This is a genomic window from Gordonia sp. CPCC 205333, assembly GCF_048537885.1.
Taxonomy (GTDB): Bacteria; Actinomycetota; Actinomycetes; order Mycobacteriales; family Mycobacteriaceae; genus Gordonia.
On record NZ_JBCLVI010000001.1, the window covers coordinates 1,141,078 to 1,161,120 of the forward strand.

Genomic DNA, 20,043 nt, shown 5'->3' on the forward strand with positions numbered 1-20,043 from the left:
TGTACGTGCGGCGTCATCTGTTCGGCATACGCGGGGGCGTGCGCGGGTCGCGAAGCACGGTGTCTAGGGTGACTGATATGCGTGCATTTGCGTGTTTCTAGCGATTTCAAAACCAGGAGTGATCAGTGGCACAGGTCGACGTAAGATTGCAGAGCCTCTTCGACGAGGTTGCCTGGAGAAACCCTGGGGAGCAAGAGTTTCACCAGGCGGTACGCGAGGTGTTCGACAGCCTCGGGCCGGTGGTTTCGCGGCATCCGCATTACGCCGACCTCGCAGTCATTCAGCGATTATGTGAGCCGGAGCGACAGATCATCTTCCGGGTGCCGTGGGTGGACGATTCCGGACAGGTGCAGATCAACCGCGGTTTCCGCGTCGAGTTCAATTCTTCTCTCGGACCGTTCAAAGGCGGCCTGCGCTTCCACCCCAGCGTCTACCTCGGCATCGTCAAGTTTCTCGGCTTCGAGCAGATTTTCAAGAATGCGCTCACCGGTCTGCCAATCGGCGGCGGCAAGGGTGGCGCCGATTTCGACCCGAAGGGGCGATCGGATGCCGAGGTGATGCGGTTTTGCCAATCCTTCATGACTGAATTGTTCCGCCATATCGGCGAGTACACCGACGTTCCCGCAGGTGATATCGGAGTCGGCGGCCGGGAGATTGGCTACTTGTTCGGCCAGTACAAGCGGATCACAAACCGCTATGAATCGGGGGTGTTGACCGGCAAGGGCCTGGCTTGGGGCGGGTCGCAGGTTCGCACCGAAGCGACCGGCTATGGGTTGGCATATTTCGTCAACGAGATGCTGCGCACGTCGGGGGAGTCCTTCGACGGGCGTCGCGTGGCGGTGTCCGGGTCTGGAAATGTCGCGATCTATGCGATCGAAAAAGTCACCGAATTGGGTGGCACGGTTATCGCCTGTTCAGATTCGTCCGGCTACCTGATCGACGAGAAGGGTATTGACCTGGAGCTGTTGAAGGAGGTCAAACTCACTCGCCGCGAACGTATCGACGCTTACGTCGCCGAACGCGGTGGCGACGCCCGATTGGGGACGTCGGGCTCGATCTGGCACGTTCCGGTCGACGTCGCACTTCCCTGCGCGACACAGAACGAACTCGACGAATTCGACGCCGCGGAATTGATCAAGAATGGTTGCCGAGTAGTTGCCGAAGGGGCGAATATGCCTTGTACCCCGGAGGCGGTGAAAGCGTTCGCTGAAACCGGCGTGTTGTTCGCCCCGGGCAAAGCCGCCAACGCCGGCGGCGTCGCGACAAGTGCGCTGGAAATGCAGCAGAACGCGTCCAGAGATTCTTGGTCCTTCGAATACACCGAGGGGCGTCTTGCTGAAATCATGCGCGGGATCCACGACCGCTGCCTGAACACCGCCGAGGAATATGGTGCCCCGGGCAACTATGCGCAAGGTGCCAATATCTCTGGGTTCGTGCATGTCGCCGACGCGATGCTGGCGTTGGGAGTTATCTGAGCCACCACGACTCGTCACATCGGCACCACCCTGCTAGATTCGTCGTACTGAAGACGGATTTTACGGGAGGGGATCATGCCTTATATCAGCCTACTAATACTGCTGGTACTGGTCATAGCGCTGATCGACATCATTGGGACCGACGAATCGCGGATCCGGGGACTGCCAAAAGTCGGGTGGGTCATCGTGGTCATCATTCTCCCGCTTGTCGGGTCGCTGGTGTGGCTGGCCGTCGGCCGTCCGACCGCCGGTGACACCGGCCGTCGGGGGCCGCTCGCCTCTGAGTACCCCGAATACGATCGGCCCGGGCGCTACATTCCCGCCGATCCGGAAGCGGACCGCGAGTTTCTCGAAGGCCTTCGCGCGCGGGCCGAGGAGCAGCGGCGTGTCGCACGTGAGCAGAAACGTGAGCAGGAACGTCGCGACGGCGACATCTGATCCTTCGGTGCCTCGTCAGCTCGCCAGTGCATGGTAGACGGCGGCTTCGAATGCTTGGTAGTGCTCGAAGCTGACCCGGTCGGCGAAGGGGAACAGCTGGGCTGCCCAGTATCCGGCGATCTTGTTTTGCGGATCGATCCAGAAGTACAGGTTCGCCAGCCCGGCCCAGCTCAATGAGCCCGCAGCGCGACCAGACGGTGCCGGTGCACCGTCCCGAGCGAATGCTAACGACCAGGATTGTGCGGGAAGGAATCTGGTGTCGTTGGACAGGGGTGGCATTGTCGAGGTGAGATCGTGCAGTTTCAGCGGATGCAAATGATCCTGGCCGGCCGCCTTGATCGTGCTCGCGGCGATGACGCGTGTCCCGTCGTCGGAGTTGCCGTCGCGCAACCACATACGCAGGAACTTGAGGTAGTCGCCGACAGTCGAGTAGAGCCCGTGCCCACCCATATGGACTTCGGGATCGGCGATCGGCGCGAACCGATGATTGGGTCTGAGTGAGCCGTCGGGGCGGCGATGGTGCAGTGTTGTCAGTCGCTCACGGCCAGCGTCGTTGACGCCGAATGCTGTGTCGGACATGCCAAGTGGGGCGAAAATGCGCTCGGTCATCACCTCACCCAGACGGGCGCCGGCTATCGCCTCGATGATCAGGCCGGTCCAATCGAGGCCGGTGCCGTACAGCCAGTCGGTGCCGGGATCGAATAACAGCGGCGTCTGAATGGATGCACGTTTACAGGTGGCGATATCGGGAACCCCGAAATCATTCGCCAGTCGCAGGTACCGGTCGCTGTAGAAGGCGTAGCCCAATCCTGAAGTGTGCGTGAGCAATTGGCGAGTCGTCGGAACTGACCGGGCGGGACGCAGTTGTTGGTTGCCCGCCTCGTCGAATCCCTCGATGACTTTGATACCGGCCAATTCCGGCAGATAGGTGTCTGCCGGTGCGTCGAGATCCAGTATGCCGTCGTCCACCAGAGCCAACGCGGTGGTCGCCGTGATCGCCTTGGTGGTCGAGAAGATACCGAAGACGGTATCGGTGGACATCGCCGCATCGGTGTCGAGGGCTCGCTGACCGCTTGCGGACAAATACACCGTCTCGGTGTCGGTAGTGACACCGGCGACGACCCCGGGGACACGTCCCTCCCCGGTTTCGGGACCATCGCACGCAGCGCGGACCACCGGATCAAGATGTAGTGCCAGATGGTCAGGGAACGGGGAGGCGTCCGTACGGGTGCTCATGGCCTCCATTCTGGGCTACGACGCCATCTGAACTTGTCCGGTGTGTAGATGGCGCTGAACGGCAATAAATTTCGCGTGCAACAGTGACCAGGTCTGCGCCTGCTCGGATGCGGTCTGGGCAGCGGTGAACTCTGCCAGCGACTGGCAATGCCGCTCGTGATCGTTCCACCGCGCCGACTGGCGTTCGGCGTGGGTGACCAGGCGCGCGACAAGTGTTGGATCGTGATGGCAGGCGAGGGCGACTTGTTCGACAGCAAGGTCGACGGACAGCGGTTGGGCGGCGGGGGTGTGGGTGATGTCCATATGCCAGACGCTAGCGCGGCCCTATGACACATCTGTTCGAGTCTGCTGCGAGATCGCTGTGGATCGTTAGCGACGCCGCGGGCTCGCGCCGGTCAGCAGGTATGACTGCGTGCCGGTGACACCTGCAAGTGTGATGCGGGTGAACTCGCCGTCGACTGTCTTGTAGAGGCGGATGTCGACGGGCCGGGATGCGACGCCGCCCGCGGCACAGTTCGGTACGCACAGCTTGGTGTATTGAATACCGTTGCCGTCCGCGGTGTTTCGACCCCACACCTTCCAGGTGATGGATCCGACCGTTATCCCGGCGTCGCCGCAGTAAACGATGATCTCAGTGGGACGGACCTGTCTCGCGCCGCCGCAGTCGTAGATGACCGTCTGTGGCACCGCTGCCGCAGGTTGGGAAGAGAGGCAGGTAGCCGCGATGGCCGCGACGACTATGCCGATGAACCTTCTCATGGGTCTACCTCGATGCGCCGGGAATTTCGTGCTGGTCGAAGTATGCGCCCGACGGCGGCGTCAATGGTTCGAAACAACTCGTGACACGCGTGAATTCGTCCGGATGGGCGACTGAGTACGCCGTGCGATCGCCTGTTCGCGCAAGATTCGGACGATAGGGTCATTGCATGAGTGGTTATGCACAGGAATTCGCCCGCAGCATCTCCGACCGCGAAGGCTTCTGGCTCGCCGCCGCAGCACCGATCGAATGGGTCACCGCACCCACGCGCGCCCTCGATGATTCCGCCGCACCTGCCTACCGCTGGTTTCCCGACGCCGAACTGAACACCAGCGTCAATGCCCTCGATCGCCATGTGGCCGAAGGCAATGGTGATCGGGCGGCGCTCATCTGGGACTCGGCGATGGTCGGGGAGCAGCGGACCTATAGCTACGCCGAACTACTCGACGAGGTCGCTCGCTTCGCCGGAGCGTTGGCTGCGCGGGGCGTACGCAAGGGCGACCGAGTCGTAATCTACTTGCCGATGATTCCGGAGGCGGCCATCGCGATGCTGGCTTGCGCACGGATCGGCGCTGTCCATTCGGTGGTCTTCGGCGGTTTCGCGGCGCCGGAATTGGCCAGTCGTATTGACGACGCCCAGCCGGTCGCGGTGGTCACGGCTTCCGGCGGATTAGAGCCGGGCCGAGTGATCGAGTATTTGCCTATCGTCGCCAAAGCCCTTGAGCTGTCGAAGAATCCGCCATCGGAAATTATCGTGAAAGATCGACCACAGGTGCCCGGCACCGCCGCTGATCAGGGCTGGCTCGATTGGGATGAGCTCGTCGGGAACGCAGTGCCGGCGGCACCGACGACCGTTGCCGCAACCGATCCGCTGTACATCCTTTACACATCGGGTACCACGGGCAAACCCAAAGGTGTGCTGAGGGATAACGGTGGACACGCGGTGGCGCTTGCGTGGTCGATGCGCAACATTTACGACATCGGCGCGGGTGATGTGTGGTGGACGGCCTCTGACGTGGGCTGGGTGGTCGGGCATTCCTACATCGTGTACGCGCCGCTACTCGTCGGCGCGACGTCGGTGATGTACGAAGGCAAACCGGTCGGCACCCCGGACGCGGGCGCTTTCTGGCGAATCATCGACGAACACAGGGTCAATGCGCTGTTCACCGCGCCGACCGCGATCCGCGCCATCCGCAAAGTCGACCCGGAGGCCAGCGAGCTGGCCAACTACGACACTTCCTCGCTGCGGACTCTTTTCGCGGCCGGTGAGCGACTCGATCCAGATACCTTCTATTGGGCTGAACGGGTTTTGGGAGTCCCGGTGGTCGATCACTGGTGGCAGACCGAGACCGGTTGGGCTATTGCGGCCAATCTGCGCGGTCTTGAGCCGATGCCCATCAGGGCGGGTTCGCCGACGGTGCCGGTTCCCGGATTTGACGTGAAAGTCGTTGATGCGCAGGGCCATCGGGTTGATCCGGGTGTCGAAGGCAATATCGTTATCAGCCTCCCGCTGCCACCGGGAACACTCGCCGGGCTATGGCGAGACGAGAAGCGGTTTCATGATTCCTATCTGTCAGCCTTTCCGGGCTTCTATCTCACCGGCGACTCCGGCTATCTCGACACGGACGGATACGTTTTTGTGCTCGGCCGCTCCGATGATGTGATCAACGTTGCCGGACACCGGCTTTCGACCGGCAGTATCGAAGCCGTCGTCGCTACGCATCCGGCAGTGGCCGAATGCGCGGTCGTAGGCATCGCCGACGATCTCAAAGGCCAACGCCCCAGCGGCTACGTGGTTCTGAAGGCCGGCGCCGAAGTCGATCCCGACGTTCTGCGGCGGGAATTGGTCACGATGGTGCGGGAGGAAATCGGTGCGGTGGCTACCTTCCGCGATGTGACCGTAGTTGCGGCACTGCCGAAGACGCGCTCGGGGAAGATCCTGCGAAAGACGATGCGGCAGATCGTCGATGGCGACGAGTATGCGATCCCGTCCACGATCGAGGATGTCGCGGTCCTCGATGTGTTGGCCGAACAATTGCGGCCACGGTGATGATTTGCCGATGATGTTGCGCCACACTGTGATCCAGAGCCCTATCGGCGAGATCGCACTGGTCGCCGACACGCAGGACGGGGTCGACTGTCTCGTCGGAGTGTATTTCCGCGGTGGTAAACAGCGCGCCGACGACGCCGACGGTCAACTGGTGGCTATCGCTGATGACGACTTCCTCGACGGTGCCGCCCGGCAACTGGCTGAGTATTTCGATGGGGCACGGGAGATATTCGAGCTGCCAGTGGCATTGCGTGGCAACAATTTTCAGAAGAGTGTGTGGGATCTCATCGCGGCGATCGACTATGGACGTACGCGGACTTACGGTGAACTGGCCGCTGATCTGGGCAGCGTGGGCCTGGCGCAAGCGGTGGGTCGGGCGGCCGGTCAGAACCCCGTTGGCATCGTGGTTGGTTGCCACCGAGTCGTCGGAAGCGATGGAAAACTGGTCGGCTACGCGGGCGGGATGGAACGCAAACGCTTCTTGCTCGAGCTCGAGGAGCCGGCCGACGTCAGGGAGGCGCGGCTATTTTGACGGCCGACGCGCCGGATGCTTGGCTCCAGAATGACGCGCCGCGCACTGCGACTAACCCAACGCGATGGTGCGCAGTGCCACTCGAAGCGCATCGCTGGTCTGCTTCCAGTCGTCGGCCGATGCCCGGTCGTGCGCGGCATCGTCTGGATCGAGGTCGTGGTCGGCATCTGAACGAAGTTGTGTCTCAAGGTTATTCGACAATGCGAGAACGTTGAGGACGGTCTGCTGGTCGCCGCGGCAGATGGCGATTACGTCGTCGGTGCTGATCTGGTTGTCGGCGTGTTGCAACTCGAAGATTGTTCGGAGAATCGTCCGCTCGCGCTCTTGTTCGTCATCGCGCCAATCCGGCTCAGGGGTATCCGCGGTTCGACCGCCCAACGCGGTCGCGATTTCGTCGCGGCTGGTGAGCGCCTGCGAAAGATGGCCCAGGATGCGCTCGACGTGCGGTGTCACGAGCGGGTCGGCGAACAGTCGACTCCCGACGATAAGCCGATCGGCGAGCAATCGAAACTTGAGTTCGGGGAATTTGTTGTTCAGGAAGTGGACGGTGAACGCCGCCTGCGCGGTGTCATTGATGGCGACCACAATCGGTGCCCACACGTCGATTGCGCGGGCGTCGTAGACGGTGCTGACATAGAGAGTGCACGAGTCGAGCTGCAGCGGAATGTCGCCGTCATCGTCTCGGGTCGGTGGCGACTCGAGCAAAGTGCCGAACACGGCGTCGACCTGTTCATCGAGTTCGTCCGGGGTGAGCTCGGGCATATACCGACCCTACGTTGTCCGACCGCCGATCATCCTCAGCCGGCGCCGACGGACTCAGGGATGCAAGATCAGCTTTCCGCGTGGATGAGCGGTGGCGAGTTCGGTGAGTGCGGTGGCGGCGTCGTCGAGGGCGAAGGTTTTCCCCACCTCGAGGGTCAGCCGGCCCGCGGCGGCGTCGGCGAGGAGCCGGGGGATAGCCTCGCGACGATTATGCTGGCTCTGCGGAGTCGATCCGTTGACCAGTACCGCGTCGGAACCGCGACCGAAGGCCGCGATGCTGACGACCCGCTTCGGGTCGGCCACTATCGCGACCGATACATCGATGGCTTCGTCGGTGCCGACGGTATCGATGGCGGCGGTGACCCCGTCGGGCGCGGCCTGACGAACACGTTCGAGCAGCCCCTCGCCGTAGGTCACCGGAACTGCGCCGAGTCCGCGCAGGTACTCGTGATTCGACGCTGCGGCGGTGGCGATTACGTTGGCGCCCTTGGCAATCGAGAGCTGGATTGCGATGGTTCCGACTGCCCCTGCACCGCCGTGGATGAGTACCGTGTCGGTGCCGGAGATTTCGGCGGTGGCGATCGCGTCGGCGGCGGTGACGCCGACCAATAGCAGGCCCGCCGCTACGTCGAAGGGCAAGTCAGTCGGCTTTTCGTGGACATCGGTCCCGTTGGCGAGAATGTCCGTGGACAGACCACCATCGGCGCGGTAAACCACCACTTCGTCACCGATGACGATTGGGCGGCCAGCTGAGTTGACCGCGTCGTCGCCGACCGAGCTAACCACGCCGGCGGCCTCGAATCCGATCGCGATGGGCAACCGCGCCGGGTCGGCGCCCATGACGCCGGAGATTGTCTTCACGTCGATCGGATTGAGCGCGCTCGCCCGTGTCGCGACGACCACCTGACCCTTCGCCGGTACCGGAGTCGCGATGTCGTGAACTTCGACGACGTCGACGGGCTGTCCGAATGCGGTTGCTACGACTCTCTTTGCCATAGCCGGTTCAAGTCGGCGGCGGTATGACTTATTCCTCAGTCCTCGCTCGAGGTCCTAGTCCCGACGAAGGCGACGAGTTCGGGCGCCGACGAGGCAATTCGATCGACCTCTTCGCCGCCGTCGCACCGAAAGAGGCCCACGGTGACGGAGTTCTCGCTACGGGACAACACCCGCCAGATCGCACCCGAGTCAGTCCATCTGAGTAGGGAGTCAACAGGGTCGGCATTCATTGTTTAGACGCTACTCGGCGCCGATGTCGAACGTGTGGGCGAAGATTGTCAGACTGCCGTGCTCTACTCAAAACAAGCCACACGAGGAGGAGCAGCCATGGCAATACCTGATCGCCACGACACCGAACATGGTCCGTCATCACCTGATATCGGCCCGTCAGCATGGCTGGGCGCGGCCGCGTGGTTGGAGGAACGTATCTGCGGTGTTCCGGTCGCCGGGGTCCTTGACGTGGGACCGCATCACGTATGTGTCGGAGATTCCTATGACGTGCACTGTGCGCAAATCCAGCGATTGGCAGGTGGTCGCCTGTTGCTGAGGTTGTCGACGATGCTGATGATCATTCCCTTGCTCGACAGTTACGCCGCACCCGACACCGAACTCAATCGTTGGCATCATGACGATCTCTTCGAAGACTGCACGCATGGATATCTGGTGACCGAGTCCGCGTCGGTGATCGCCGACTTGGTGATGGCTTGGTTCCGTGATCGTGGGGGATTCAGTTCTCCCGACGAGCTGGGCTATTGCACAACTACACCGAAGCGATTGCCCCACGGTGGGGGTATGCCCTGATCTTTCCCCCAAGTGTGCAGTTCGCTGATGATTTCGGAGCCTCTCGCGGCCACAGTGGATGCATGACTACTTCAACCTCGAATACCAATGGCACATCGTTCTGGAAGATCCTCGGCGTGATCGTCGCCGTATTGATCTTCCTCGCAATAATCGGGCCGCTGCTCAAAGGTCTGTTTTGGCTGGCGTTCGTCGCCCTCGCCGTCTACGGCGGGTTTGTCCTATTCCGCCGTAGTCGCAATGGATCATCGACGCACCTGTAATCGTTTTCGCCGCGGTTATGCGTTAGCGTGGCCCAATGGGTGAGTCGACTGATGAAATCGCGCTACTGCCGGATTCGGATCTTCTGACACCCGCGCACGTCGAAGATTTGCTCGTTCGGTGGTCTGCGCCGCATCGGCGCTACCACACCGTCGAACATCTCAAAGCTGTTCTGGCTCACCTTGATTCGCTCGCCGACCACGGTGTGCCCTTCGATTCAGAGCCGGTCTATCTGGCTGCATGGTTCCACGACGCCGTCTACGAGATCGATCGATCTGACAACGAGGCGGCGTCGGCCGAACTCGCCAGGGACATGCTGGTCGGGCGGCCCGTCGAGTTGGTGGACGAGGTGGCGCGACTGATCGAGGCGACTACAGCGCACGACGTCGATGTGGATGACCGAAACGCCGCCGCGCTCAGCGATGCCGATCTTGCGGTACTCGGCGGCACTTCGGACCAATACGAAAACTATGCGGCCCTGGTTCGCGCCGAATATGCCGATGTGCCCGAATCGGTGTTTGGCCCGGCCAGGGCAGCGATACTCGATGCGATGGTGTCGGGGGGACCGATCTACGCAACGGAATACGGACGGACACACTGGGAAGCGGCTGCCAGAGAAAATGTCACCGCGGAAATAACCCGGTTGCTGACCGCATAGCGCCCTTGTCGCCCTCACTACTTGTTTTCGACTGCCGCCGATCCGGTCAGCGCACGGGCAAGGATTTCCAGGCCTTCTTGAACCTTGGCCTGATCGCCTTCGGAGAGGGTTTCGATCGCCGAGGAAAGAACCTGTGCTTTACGCGATCCCGCGTTGGTAATCAGTTCGATGCCGGCCGGAGTGGCAGTGAACAGTCGGGCGCGGGCGTCGGCGGGATCGACCGTGCGCTCGACATAACCCGAAGTCTCCAGATTGGCCACGATGCGCGACATCGTCGGCGCGGCGACCGACTCTCGTTCGGCGATGTCGGACAGCCGAAGTGGCGGATTGTTGACGATTGTCCACAGCGCCGACGATGACCCCGCAGTCAGCCCGCCGATACCGGCGCTCGCACGTAGTGACCGACTGATCCGGATCAGATTGTGATGGAGATGGGCAGCCTTGGACGGGGTAGGTGCGGTGCTCATGTGCGCTTTCGGTCGATGGGGATACTCAATTAGTAGTTGTCGGCCGCTAAGTAATCAATCGGTAGCTCATCGTGACCCGAAACGGACATGTTCGTGCGCCACGGAGCGGTAGCGTCATCGGCGGCAGGTATGTCATATCTGTGAAGTCTCTACAGGAGGACACCGCAATGATCGGTTCAATCATCGGAACGATTATCTTCGGCGCCATCATCGGCGCGATTGCTCGCCTGGTCATGCCGGGTAAGCAGGCGATCGGCTGGGTGATAACCGTTGTGCTCGGCATCGCCGGAGCCTTGATCGGCTACTGGGTGTGGGAAGGCTTGCTGGACAAGGGAGATACCGGCGGAATCGACTGGATTCGCTGGATTATTTCCATCGCCGCCGCGGCTGCGCTCGTCGCGCTATGGGAGACGGTCGCACCGAAGGTCCTCAAAGACTGAGCCTCCGCGCGAGGTGTATCTCACCCTTCGGGCCCGGTGTCGCAGGAATGCGAGGCCGGGCCCGAAGCGTTGCACCCGGGGAGACTAACCACACGGAACGGAGCACATATGACGAAGGTGGCCATCATCGGCGGGCACGGCAAGATCGCCCTGAATGCAGCGAGACTACTGAGCGCCCGCGGCGACGAGGTGACCTCGATCATCCGTAACGCCGACCAGGCGGCCGACATCGTCGCGACTGGAGCGCATCCGCTGGTCCTCGACGTCGAGCACGCGGGGATGCAGGAGGTCGCCGATGCGTTGCGCGGTGCCGACGCCGTGGTGTGGTCGGCGGGTGCGGGCGGGGGTGATGCCGCCCGCACCTACGCAGTCGATCGTGATGCCGCGATCGAGTCGATGGCGGCGGCGGCTCGCGCTGGCGTGCGCCGCTACGTGATGGTGTCCTATTTTGGCGCCGGCCCCGATCATGGTGTACCGCAGGACAATTCGTTCTACGCCTACGCCGAAGCGAAGACCGCGGCCGACGCGGCCTTGCGGGCGACCGATCTGGAGTGGACGATCCTGCGGCCCAGTCGTCTCACCGACGAGCCCACCGCGGGCGGCATCGAGGTCAACTCCACCCAGACCCCGATCGACAAAGGTTCGGTCCGTCGATCGACGGTCGCCGAAGTCATCGCGGCCACGCTAGTCGCACCCGCCGCCGTTGGAGCGATCGTCGAATTCAACGACGGCACCAGCCCGATCGCCGATGCACTCTCCGCGCTGGAGACGACCACCGAAGGAACGCGCGCGTGACCGAGACATTCGCAAGCTTGCTCACCCCGTTCGCCGCTCGCAACCTGACGCTGCCCAACCGCGTGGTAATGGCGCCGATGACCCGAATGTTCTCGCCCGCAGGTGTGCCGGGTGATGATGTTGCCGAGTACTACCGTAAGCGCGCGGCCGGTGGTGTTGGCCTGATCATTACCGAAGGTGCCTACATTCCCGATCCCGCAGTCGGGCCGGGCCGACGCATTCCGCACCTCTACGGCGACGATGCCGCAGCAGGGTGGGCCAAGGTCGTTGATCAGGTCCACGCCGAAGGCGGAAAGATCGCGCCGCAACTCTGGCATCTTGGCGCCGTACGCGGCGATAATCCGAAATATCGACCCGAAGTGGAGTCGGTATCACCGTCGGGTCTGGCGCTGGACGGCTCACCGCTCGGTCGAGCCCTGACCACGACCGACGTCGACGCTCTCGTCGAGGCCTATGCCAGCGCCGCGAAATTCGCCGTCGAGGTGGGCTTCGACGGGCTGGAATTGCATGGCGCACACGGATATCTGCTCGATCAGTTCCTCTGGCGCAATACCAACAGGCGGACCGACGAGTACGGTGAGCCGACTGCGTTTCCGACCGCGGTGGTGCGTGCGGTACGTGACGCCGTCGGCCCGGACTTCGCCATTATTTATCGCTTCTCGCAGTGGAAGTCTGATCAATACGCCGCCCGGATCGCCGACACCCCAGGCGAATTGGGAGAGATTGTCACCGCGCTTACCGATGCGGGTGTCGATATTCTGCATGCCTCGACTCGTCGCTTTGGCGATGTCGCGTTCCCCGACGCCGACGAGCATCTCACGCTCGCAGGCTGGACCCGCAAATTGGCGTCGGTGCCCACCATCACGGTCGGCTCGGTGGGACTCGACCAAGTCTTCACCAGCAGTCAGGGAGTGGGGTCAACATCGGCGGCCGCCGCCGGAATCGACGCGCTACTAACAGGATTCGATGCCGATCAGTTTGATCTGGTAGCCATCGGCCGGGCGTTGCTGTCTGATCCCGACTGGGTGCGCAAACATGCGGAAGGACGCGCGGACGAGATCGTCGCCTACGATCCGACGTTCCGCGACCGGTTGATTTGATGACTGTCGGGGCGCTGCGGGAATTCGCGGATATCGTCGGTGCCCCGCATGTCATCACCGATCCGGACGCTGCACAGGGCTACCTGACCGATTGGACCGGCCGCTACCGTGGGAGCGCGCTGGCGGTTATTCGGCCGTCGACTACTGCGGAAGTTGTCGCTGTCGTGAAAGTCTGTGCGGCGCAGGGCATCAATATCTGTCCACAGGGTGGCAACACCGGACTGGTCGGGGGTTCGGTGCCATCCGAATCCGATTCACTCTCGATTGTGCTCAGTACCGCCCGCATGAATGAAGTCGGTGCGCCTGATCCGATCGACAGGTGCATTGAAGTTCAAGCCGGCGCGACGGTCTCCGAAATCGCCTCGCGTGCAGGTGAAGTCGGCCTTGCATTCGGGGTCGACCTCGCGTCGCGGGATAGTGCCACCGCGGGCGGTATCGTAGCCACCAACGCGGGTGGCATTCACGTGATCGCTCACGGTGACACCCGGGCGCAGGTGCGGGGGGTAGAGGCGGTTCTCGCCGATGGCACGGTCGTGCGGCGGTGGAAGCGACTGACGAAAGACAATGTGGGTTATGACCTCCCGGGTTTGCTCGCCGGGAGTGAAGGCACCCTGGCGATCATTACCCGGGTGCTTCTCGGGCTGGTGCGTCCCGCATCGTCTCGATTTGTCAGCGTCGCCGCGATCGATGAGGCGCGAGTCGCGTTCGAACTCGTCGACGCGCTTGAAGCGTCTGGACTCAGGATCGAAGCGGCAGAGTTGATGACCGCAGCCGGTGTCGATCTGGTCGGCGAGTACGGCCGTCGCCGGCCGACGACGATCCCGGGTCCGTTCTACGCGCTTGTCGAGGTTTCGGGTCCAGGAAACCTCGATACCGTTGCGGCCGAGGCGGTTTCCGAGGTGGCCGGGGTACGCGACATAGTGGGTCAGCAGGGCCCGGCGCGGGCGTTGTGGGAGATCCGTGAAGGGCATACCGAGGCGATCGCGAGAGCATCGTCGACCGTACCGGTGAAGCTTGATATCTCGGTGCCGCTGGCGGCTATGACCGACGCGCTGAATTCCTTTGCTGCACTGGGAGATTCGCAACCATACCCATGTCGGACGATTCTGTTCGGGCACATCGGCGACGGCAATGTGCACGTCAATTACCTCGACGTGCCACCCGAAGCGCAAGACGCGCTGGCCGATGCGGCGCTGGCAGTAGTCGCCGGCGCGGACGGCAGTGTCAGCGCCGAACACGGGATCGGACGCGCTAAGACGCGCTGGATGTCGACTCGTGAGCCGGCTGACGTCGCCGCGATGAAAGCCATTCGGACCGCGCTCGATCCACGCGGGCTGCTGAATCCGGGGGTGCTGTGGTGACCGAATTCCGAGAATCACTTTGATTCTTAGTCTGTCGGCAACTCGTCCGACTGCCTAGCCTCGCGTGGATGACTGCGACCGACACGAGACCGACTCAGGCGGCGATAGCTGTCAGCGACCAGCGCGACGGTGGCACTGATAATCACCGATTGCGCAACGTCGTGCTCGCCAGTCTGCTCGGCACCACCGTCGAGTGGTACGACTTCTTTCTTTACGCAACTGCGGCCAGCTTGGTCTTCAAGCCGGTCTTCTACCCCGACGCAACCGAATTCGTCGGCACGATGCTCGCATTCGCGACCTTCGCGGTTGGGTTCGTGGTGCGGCCCATTGGGGGTGTCGTCTTCGGTCATATCGGTGACCGTATCGGCCGCAAGCGGACGCTGGCTCTCACAATGGTGCTAATGGGCGTCGCGACCGCGGCGATGGGGGTGCTGCCGTCCTTCGCACAGATCGGCATCGCGGCGCCGATTTTGTTGCTGGCACTTCGAATAGTGCAGGGCTTCGCACTGGGCGGCGAATGGGCTGGAGCGGTGCTCCTTGCCGTCGAGCACAGCCCGAAAGGACGGCGCGGTCTTTTCGGCAGCATCCCGCAGGTCGGCCTCGCCGTCGGATTGGCTTTGGGCACTTTGGTTTTCGCCCTTCTTCAGCTGGTATTCGATGACGCCGCGTTCGAGTCGTACGGCTGGCGTATCGCGTTCTTGTTGAGCATCGTGCTGGTGGTGATCGGCTTCGTAGTGCGGCTAAAGGTGGAGGAGACACCAGCATTCCGGGAGGTCGACCGACTTGCTAAGAAGTCCTCGGCGCCACTAAAAGAGGTTCTGCGGCAGCCAAATACCCGCAATACAGTGCTCGGGCTGTTGGCCCGGTGGGGTGAAGGTGCCGCGTTCAACACCTGGGGAGTGTTCGCTATTACCTACGCGACGGGAACGTTGCATCTCGCCAAGGTGCCAGTGCTGATATCGGTGAGTATCGCGGCGATTGTCATGGCCGTATTGCTGCCAGTGTCTGGCCTGTTGGCCGATCGGTTCGGGCCCCAGCGGATATACCTCATCGGCATCGCCGCATACGGTGCACTCGTCTACCCGGTATTCGCACTATTCGGAACCGCCAATCTGGTGTGGGTGACCATCGGGCTGGTGCTCGTTTTCGGTGTAGTACACGCGTTGTTCTACGGTGCACAGGGCACCCTATTCGCCAGCTTGTACCCGACGCCGGTCCGCTATACCGGGCTGTCGGTGGTCTATCAATTCTCGGGGATCTGGGCGTCGGGTCTGACACCGTTGATCCTGACCGCGTTGATCGGTGCGACCGATGGCTCTCCCTGGCTGGCGTGCGGCTATCTCGTTGCGACGGCGGCCATCAGCGTGACGGCGACGGCGGCGATCCGGCGCCGGGACCTGCATCTGTAAATTCCGTTTTGACCTAATCGAGGACAGCTCGCGATTTAGAGTCTTTTCACGGGGATCCGTGAGGAGAACTGATGAATAGTCCACGCAATCGTCGTCGCGGACCGACACTCGCGGTGCTGGCCGCGGCGGCTCTGTTGGTGGCCGGATGCGGCAGCGACAACGCGCCGGCAGACTTCTCCGTAGGTTCGATGCCGCCGCCAGCCGTCGCGGGAATTCCCGCCGACCCGGCGAGGATTGACGACGCGATTGCGCAACTACCGAACCTGGCACGAAAGTTGTTGGAGCGCAGCGGTATTCCAGGTCTTTCGGTGGCCGTCGTGCGGGACGGCAAGACCGTGTACACGGGTGGATTCGGAGTCAAAGACATCCGCGAGCCCGACGGGGCAGTAGACGCGGACACCGTATTCCAGATCGCCTCGGTGTCGAAGGCCGTCTCGGCGACGGTGGTCGCCGGTCAGGTCGGCAAGCACGAAATCGATTGGACCATGCCGATTGTCGAGGGTATCGACGGTTTTACCCTCGCCGACCCCTACGTGACATCGCACGTCACGCTGGCAGATATGTTCAGTCATCGTTCTGGGCTGCCCGACCACGCGGGGGACAATCTGGAGGATATCGGCTATGACCGTCAGCAAGTGCTGGCGCGCCTTCGATATCTGGCGCTCGACCCGTTCCGCACCCAGCAGCTCTACACCAACTTCGGCGTGACAGCGGCCGCTCAAGCGGCCGCGAACAAGGCCGGCGTCGATTGGGAAAGCCTTAGTGCCAATACGCTTTTCACACCGATCGGCATGACATCGACGAGTGCGCGGTATGACGACTTTCTCACTCGGCCCAATCGCGCGGTGCTGCACGCGAAAATCGATGGGCGGTTTCAACCGCTCTATCAACGCGACGCCGATGCCCAGGCGCCAGCGGGCGGAGTGAGTTCGAATGTCAAAGATCTGGCGAGATGGATGACCCTTCTGCTGGCCGGGGGGAAATATGAAGGGCGTCAGGTTATTCCGGCCGATGCCTTGCTCGAGGCAATGACCCCGCAGCAATCCTTGTCGTCGGGCCAGGTTGACTTTCGTCCCGCAGCAACGGGTTTCGGGTTCAATGTGTCCAGCGAGCCATCCGGGCGATCGATAATGAGTCATTCCGGTGCGTTCGCGTCGGGGGCCGCCACCAACTTTGTGCTGATTCCGTCGCTAAATGTCGGCATCGTCGTATTGACTAACGGAGCCCCCGTCGGCGTACCCGAAGCGCTGTCCAAAGAGTTTGCCGATCTGGCTCAGTACGGGCGCAGCACCGCGGACTGGCTGACCGAATACGCCAAGATCATGCCGTCCTCAGAACCTGAAGGTGCGCTGGTGGGGCGCAAACCGCCGTCGAACGCGGTTCCCGCGCGGCCGTCGAATGCGTATGTCGGGGCATATGACAACGACTACTTCGGGCCGCTGACGATCGCGGGTGACGGTGCGACGTTGAAGCTGTCGATTGGCCCGAAAAATCAGACCTTCACGCTCACCCACTTCGATGGCGACACCTTCACGTTCGAGCCGAGTGGCGAGAATGCCAATCACGGGTCGGTGTCCGAGGTCCGGTTCGCCTATGAGGGGGATCGGGCGCGGTCGGTATGGGTTGAGTTCTGGGATGAGGACCGCCAAGGGACGTTCAGAAGGAGATAGTCGGTCGGCTAAACCGCCCATGCCCGGACGAAGCCAGCGAGCAGAACGGCGAATGCGCCGATTTCGCCGACGATGAGCGCGTACATGAACGGTGTGGTGCCCGGCGTTGGACGGGCAAACTGATTGTCCGTGTCGCGCATCGCGCCGTGGAGGCAGTAGCTACCGACAGCGGCCACGAAAAAGAATACGAGTACACCTGCGGCGATCAGATTGACCGCCGTCGACCACGCGCTGAATTCGACGAAGATAGCGATCAAGGCAGTCGCGAACGCGTACATCAGCGCCGCGCGGTGCGCGATATCGACGTACACATGCGCCTGATGCTGCGGTGACGTGGCGATCCCGTGGTACTTCCATACGCCTAACGCCAGGGCCCAGATGAAGATCAGCCCGGCGGCGAGCAGCGTGAACTTGGTGTCGAGACCGAGTCGGTCGATTCCAGATGAGGTCACGCGGCACTCCTGAGATCGGGCTGCTGGGCGGCCGGGTATTCCAACCGCGCCGTCGAACGATGTAATGTTAGCCACACGTTATGTGTGACCCGGAGTTACACATCAAGGACGATCACGACAATCGAGGACACGATGGAACCTGACTACGACGCGATCATCGTCGGTGCCGGCTTCGGTGGCATGGGCGCTGCTATTGAACTCAAACGCCTCGGATACGGCAATCTCGCCATCCTCGAGCGCGAGGACGACCTCGGCGGTACGTGGCACGTCAACCACTATCCAGGCCTTGCCGTCGACATTCCGTCAGTCACCTATTCGTATTCGTTTGAGCCCAATCCGCGGTGGTCGGAGTTATTCGCTCCCGGTGCGGAATTGAAGCAATACGCCACCGACGTCGCCGACAAATACGACCTCAAGCGACATATGGAATTCAATACCGTCGTCGATGGCGCCGAGTGGGATGACGAGGCGCAGCAGTGGCGGGTGCGGACTGCTGATGGTTCGGTCCGGACGGCGCTCTACCTGGTCACGGCGACCGGCTTTCTCTCTCAGCCTCATGTTCCCGATTTCCCCGGTATCGACACCTTCGCCGGCGACATCATCCACACCACCGCGTGGCCGGACGGTCGTGAGTTCACCGGTGAGCGTGTCGCGATCATCGGCACCGGTGCCACCGCGGTCCAGCTTATCCCCGAGTTGGCCAAGGAAGCACTCGAACTCACAGTCTTTCAGCGCACCCCGATCTGGGTGGTGCCCAAGACTCAGATGTCGATCCCGTCCCGGGTTCAGGATGCCTTCGCGCGAATTCCGTTGACGCAGAAGGCGGCACGATTGGTGTCGTCGGCGCTGCTCGAAGTGCTGATGGTCACCGGAGTGCTTCACTTCAAGCAGTTCACTCTCGGTAACAAGGGTGCGGCGATGCTTGCCAAGGCGCATATGCGCCGCCAGGTCCGCGATCCTGAGGTGCGCCGAAAGCTAACTCCCACATACGATTTCGGCTGCAAGCGACCCACCTTCTCGAACACCTACTTCCCGGTGTTCAACCAGCCAAACGTGGCGCTGGAGACCAATTCGATTGTGCGCGTTGAACCCGACGGTATCGTCACCGAGGCGGGCAAAGTCGCCATCGATACACTCGTCCTGGCGACCGGCTTCGACCTTTGGGATACCAACTTCCCCGCGATCGAGGTGATCGGCCGCGATGGTGTGAACCTCGGTAAATGGTGGCGCGAGAAGAGGTTTCAGGCCTACGAAGGCATTACGATCCCGAAGTTCCCGAACTTCTTGTCGTTGAATAGCCCGTACTCGTATAGCGGTCTCTCGTATTTCACGACGATCGAGGGGCAGATGAAACATATGGGGCGACTATTCGGCGAGCTCAAGCGTCGTGGCAAGCAGACCTTCGAGGTCAGTGAAGAAGCTAACGCGCAGTTCCTCGACGACGTTACCGAACGCCTCGGTTCGTCGGTCTTCTACAACGGTGACTGCTCGACATCACGCAGCTACTACTTCAACAAGGCGGGGGAGGCGGCATTGCTGCGTCCCAAGTCGACGCCGGCGACGTTACGCGAGATGGGCCGATTCCCGATCGACGACTACGGATACCGGTAGTGAGTTCATAACCCGGCGACCAGGTTGACCAGCAATGCCACGATCACCGTCCCGAAAAGGTAGCTGAGCAGGGCGTGCGCCAACGCGGGTCGTCGCATCGCCGACGACCCGAGGTCGGTGTCGGAGATCGCGAAACTCATCCCGACGGTGAACCCGACATAGGCGAAGTCGGAGTACATCGGGGCGTTGTCCTGGTGAAAGTCGATGCCGCCCACCGGGTCGGTGAAATAGATCCGCGCGTAATGAACCGCGAAGATGGTGTGGATCGCTGCCCACGACGCGACGATGCCGGCCAGCGTGGAAACCACCAGCGTGGTGTGGTCTTTGTGGGCGAGAACAATTGTTACGCCGCCGAGACTCACCAGGGCCAATACGATGACGGCGAGCATTGTCACGCCGTGGGTTGGTTCTTCACGAGATGCGTGGGTAGCGGTGTCATCGGCGTTCATTGGGCCCAACGCGATCCAGGTCCAGGCGACGAATACGCCGGCCCCCAGTGCCCAGCCGGCCAACGGAGCGTCGAATGTCGTTGTGGCGGTGACGATGACAGTGCACGTCAGGCCGACGCAGATACTGACGATCAGTCGGGTCAGCCCGGCGACGTCGCCGCGTCGGAAGTTGGGAGTCACAGCAGGAGATTACGCTCAGTCACCCGGTGTGTAGCCGAAGGCGCGGTAGTGCGTGACAACTGCGATCAGCTGCCTCGCCTGCGCCGAGGGAGCATTTACCCTGCGAATCTTCACGGCGCAGATTTGAGGCGAGACGCCGGGGGCAG

Annotated in this window: 22 protein-coding genes; 14 read left to right on the top strand and 8 right to left on the bottom strand. The window is 62.1% G+C overall.

Going from position 1 to position 20,043, the window contains the following annotated elements; all coding sequences use genetic code 11:
* Positions 1 to 125 precede the first annotated feature (125 nt).
* Positions 126 to 1,475 carry an NADP-specific glutamate dehydrogenase gene (gdhA, locus tag AAFP29_RS05255; RefSeq protein WP_419216249.1) on the top strand — a complete coding sequence of 450 codons (1,350 nt, stop codon included), beginning with the start codon at positions 126 to 128 and terminating at the stop codon, positions 1,473 to 1,475.
* A 75-nt stretch (positions 1,476 to 1,550) separates the two neighbouring features.
* On the top strand, positions 1,551 to 1,913 hold the full coding sequence (locus AAFP29_RS05260) for a PLD nuclease N-terminal domain-containing protein (protein ID WP_419216250.1): 363 nt from the start codon (positions 1,551 to 1,553) through the stop codon (positions 1,911 to 1,913).
* A gap of 15 nt (positions 1,914 to 1,928) precedes the next feature.
* On the opposite strand, the gene AAFP29_RS05265 is transcribed toward AAFP29_RS05260, so the two are convergent.
* The 3 genes from AAFP29_RS05265 to AAFP29_RS05275 all read right to left on the bottom strand — a co-directional run bounded on the left by AAFP29_RS05265 (position 1,929) and on the right by AAFP29_RS05275 (position 3,908).
* The gene (locus AAFP29_RS05265) at positions 1,929 to 3,149 is read right to left on the bottom strand and encodes a serine hydrolase domain-containing protein (RefSeq protein ID WP_419216251.1); all 1,221 of its coding nucleotides are present in this window, start codon (positions 3,147 to 3,149) and stop codon (positions 1,929 to 1,931) included.
* 15 nt (positions 3,150 to 3,164) lie between these two features.
* A complete protein-coding gene (locus AAFP29_RS05270) occupies positions 3,165 to 3,452 on the bottom strand; it encodes a hypothetical protein (protein WP_419216252.1) in 288 nt (95 codons plus the stop codon).
* A gap of 66 nt (positions 3,453 to 3,518) precedes the next feature.
* A complete protein-coding gene (locus AAFP29_RS05275; protein WP_419216253.1) occupies positions 3,519 to 3,908 on the bottom strand; it encodes a hypothetical protein in 390 nt (129 codons plus the stop codon).
* A 167-nt stretch (positions 3,909 to 4,075) separates the two neighbouring features.
* On the opposite strand from AAFP29_RS05275, the gene AAFP29_RS05280 reads away from it, so the two are divergent.
* Both AAFP29_RS05280 and AAFP29_RS05285 read left to right on the top strand, forming a co-directional pair.
* Complete coding sequence (locus AAFP29_RS05280) at positions 4,076 to 5,956, top strand: propionyl-CoA synthetase (RefSeq protein ID WP_419216254.1); 1,881 nt, start codon at positions 4,076 to 4,078, stop codon at positions 5,954 to 5,956.
* Between the two features lie 10 nt (positions 5,957 to 5,966).
* Positions 5,967 to 6,488: a methylated-DNA--[protein]-cysteine S-methyltransferase gene (locus AAFP29_RS05285; RefSeq protein WP_419216255.1), complete on the top strand. Its 522-nt coding sequence runs from the start codon at positions 5,967 to 5,969 to the stop codon at positions 6,486 to 6,488.
* A gap of 51 nt (positions 6,489 to 6,539) precedes the next feature.
* Here the strand turns inward: AAFP29_RS05285 and AAFP29_RS05290 are convergent, their stop codons facing one another.
* The gene (locus AAFP29_RS05290) at positions 6,540 to 7,250 is read right to left on the bottom strand and encodes a T3SS (YopN, CesT) and YbjN peptide-binding chaperone 1 (RefSeq protein ID WP_419216256.1); all 711 of its coding nucleotides are present in this window, start codon (positions 7,248 to 7,250) and stop codon (positions 6,540 to 6,542) included.
* A gap of 54 nt (positions 7,251 to 7,304) precedes the next feature.
* On the bottom strand, positions 7,305 to 8,246 hold the full coding sequence (locus AAFP29_RS05295) for an NADP-dependent oxidoreductase (RefSeq protein WP_419216257.1): 942 nt from the start codon (positions 8,244 to 8,246) through the stop codon (positions 7,305 to 7,307).
* Between the two features lie 327 nt (positions 8,247 to 8,573).
* On the opposite strand from AAFP29_RS05295, the gene AAFP29_RS05300 reads away from it, so the two are divergent.
* The 3 genes from AAFP29_RS05300 to AAFP29_RS05310 all read left to right on the top strand — a co-directional run bounded on the left by AAFP29_RS05300 (position 8,574) and on the right by AAFP29_RS05310 (position 9,963).
* Positions 8,574 to 9,047 (top strand): hypothetical protein, encoded by a 474-nt coding sequence (locus tag AAFP29_RS05300; RefSeq protein WP_419216258.1) that lies wholly within the window; start codon positions 8,574 to 8,576, stop codon positions 9,045 to 9,047.
* A gap of 62 nt (positions 9,048 to 9,109) precedes the next feature.
* On the top strand, positions 9,110 to 9,307 hold the full coding sequence (locus AAFP29_RS05305; RefSeq protein WP_419216259.1) for a hypothetical protein: 198 nt from the start codon (positions 9,110 to 9,112) through the stop codon (positions 9,305 to 9,307).
* Positions 9,308 to 9,342: 35 nt separating this feature from the next.
* Complete coding sequence (locus AAFP29_RS05310; protein ID WP_419216260.1) at positions 9,343 to 9,963, top strand: hypothetical protein; 621 nt, start codon at positions 9,343 to 9,345, stop codon at positions 9,961 to 9,963.
* Between the two features lie 17 nt (positions 9,964 to 9,980).
* Here AAFP29_RS05310 and AAFP29_RS05315 read toward each other — a convergent pair whose 3' ends face one another.
* Entirely contained in the window at positions 9,981 to 10,430 is a 450-nt protein-coding gene (locus AAFP29_RS05315; protein ID WP_419216261.1) for a MarR family winged helix-turn-helix transcriptional regulator, read from the bottom strand.
* Between the two features lie 167 nt (positions 10,431 to 10,597).
* Between AAFP29_RS05315 and AAFP29_RS05320 the strand changes: the two genes are divergently transcribed.
* The 6 genes from AAFP29_RS05320 (at position 10,598) to AAFP29_RS05345 (ending at position 17,205) form a co-directional block, all read left to right on the top strand.
* Entirely contained in the window at positions 10,598 to 10,870 is a 273-nt protein-coding gene (locus AAFP29_RS05320; RefSeq protein WP_419216262.1) for a GlsB/YeaQ/YmgE family stress response membrane protein, read from the top strand.
* Positions 10,871 to 10,978: 108 nt separating this feature from the next.
* Positions 10,979 to 11,665 carry an NAD(P)-dependent oxidoreductase gene (locus AAFP29_RS05325; RefSeq protein WP_419216263.1) on the top strand — a complete coding sequence of 229 codons (687 nt, stop codon included), beginning with the start codon at positions 10,979 to 10,981 and terminating at the stop codon, positions 11,663 to 11,665.
* Positions 11,662 to 12,765 carry an NADH:flavin oxidoreductase gene (locus tag AAFP29_RS05330; RefSeq protein WP_419216264.1) on the top strand — a complete coding sequence of 368 codons (1,104 nt, stop codon included), beginning with the start codon at positions 11,662 to 11,664 and terminating at the stop codon, positions 12,763 to 12,765. The genes AAFP29_RS05325 and AAFP29_RS05330 overlap by 4 nt, the downstream gene beginning before the upstream one ends.
* Complete coding sequence (locus AAFP29_RS05335) at positions 12,765 to 14,126, top strand: FAD-binding oxidoreductase (RefSeq protein WP_419216265.1); 1,362 nt, start codon at positions 12,765 to 12,767, stop codon at positions 14,124 to 14,126. Before AAFP29_RS05330 ends, AAFP29_RS05335 begins: the two co-directional genes overlap by 1 nt.
* Before the next feature lie 68 nt (positions 14,127 to 14,194).
* Positions 14,195 to 15,535 carry an MFS transporter gene (locus AAFP29_RS05340; protein WP_419216266.1) on the top strand — a complete coding sequence of 447 codons (1,341 nt, stop codon included), beginning with the start codon at positions 14,195 to 14,197 and terminating at the stop codon, positions 15,533 to 15,535.
* A 71-nt stretch (positions 15,536 to 15,606) separates the two neighbouring features.
* Entirely contained in the window at positions 15,607 to 17,205 is a 1,599-nt protein-coding gene (locus AAFP29_RS05345) for a serine hydrolase (RefSeq protein ID WP_419216267.1), read from the top strand.
* Positions 17,206 to 17,213: 8 nt separating this feature from the next.
* On the opposite strand, the gene AAFP29_RS05350 is transcribed toward AAFP29_RS05345, so the two are convergent.
* The gene (locus AAFP29_RS05350) at positions 17,214 to 17,657 is read right to left on the bottom strand and encodes a hypothetical protein (protein ID WP_419216268.1); all 444 of its coding nucleotides are present in this window, start codon (positions 17,655 to 17,657) and stop codon (positions 17,214 to 17,216) included.
* 132 nt (positions 17,658 to 17,789) lie between these two features.
* Between AAFP29_RS05350 and AAFP29_RS05355 the strand changes: the two genes are divergently transcribed.
* Complete coding sequence (locus AAFP29_RS05355; protein ID WP_419216269.1) at positions 17,790 to 19,268, top strand: flavin-containing monooxygenase; 1,479 nt, start codon at positions 17,790 to 17,792, stop codon at positions 19,266 to 19,268.
* Positions 19,269 to 19,273: 5 nt separating this feature from the next.
* On the opposite strand, the gene AAFP29_RS05360 is transcribed toward AAFP29_RS05355, so the two are convergent.
* Positions 19,274 to 19,897: a DUF1345 domain-containing protein gene (locus tag AAFP29_RS05360; RefSeq protein ID WP_419216270.1), complete on the bottom strand. Its 624-nt coding sequence runs from the start codon at positions 19,895 to 19,897 to the stop codon at positions 19,274 to 19,276.
* Between the last annotated feature and the right edge of the window lie 146 nt (positions 19,898 to 20,043).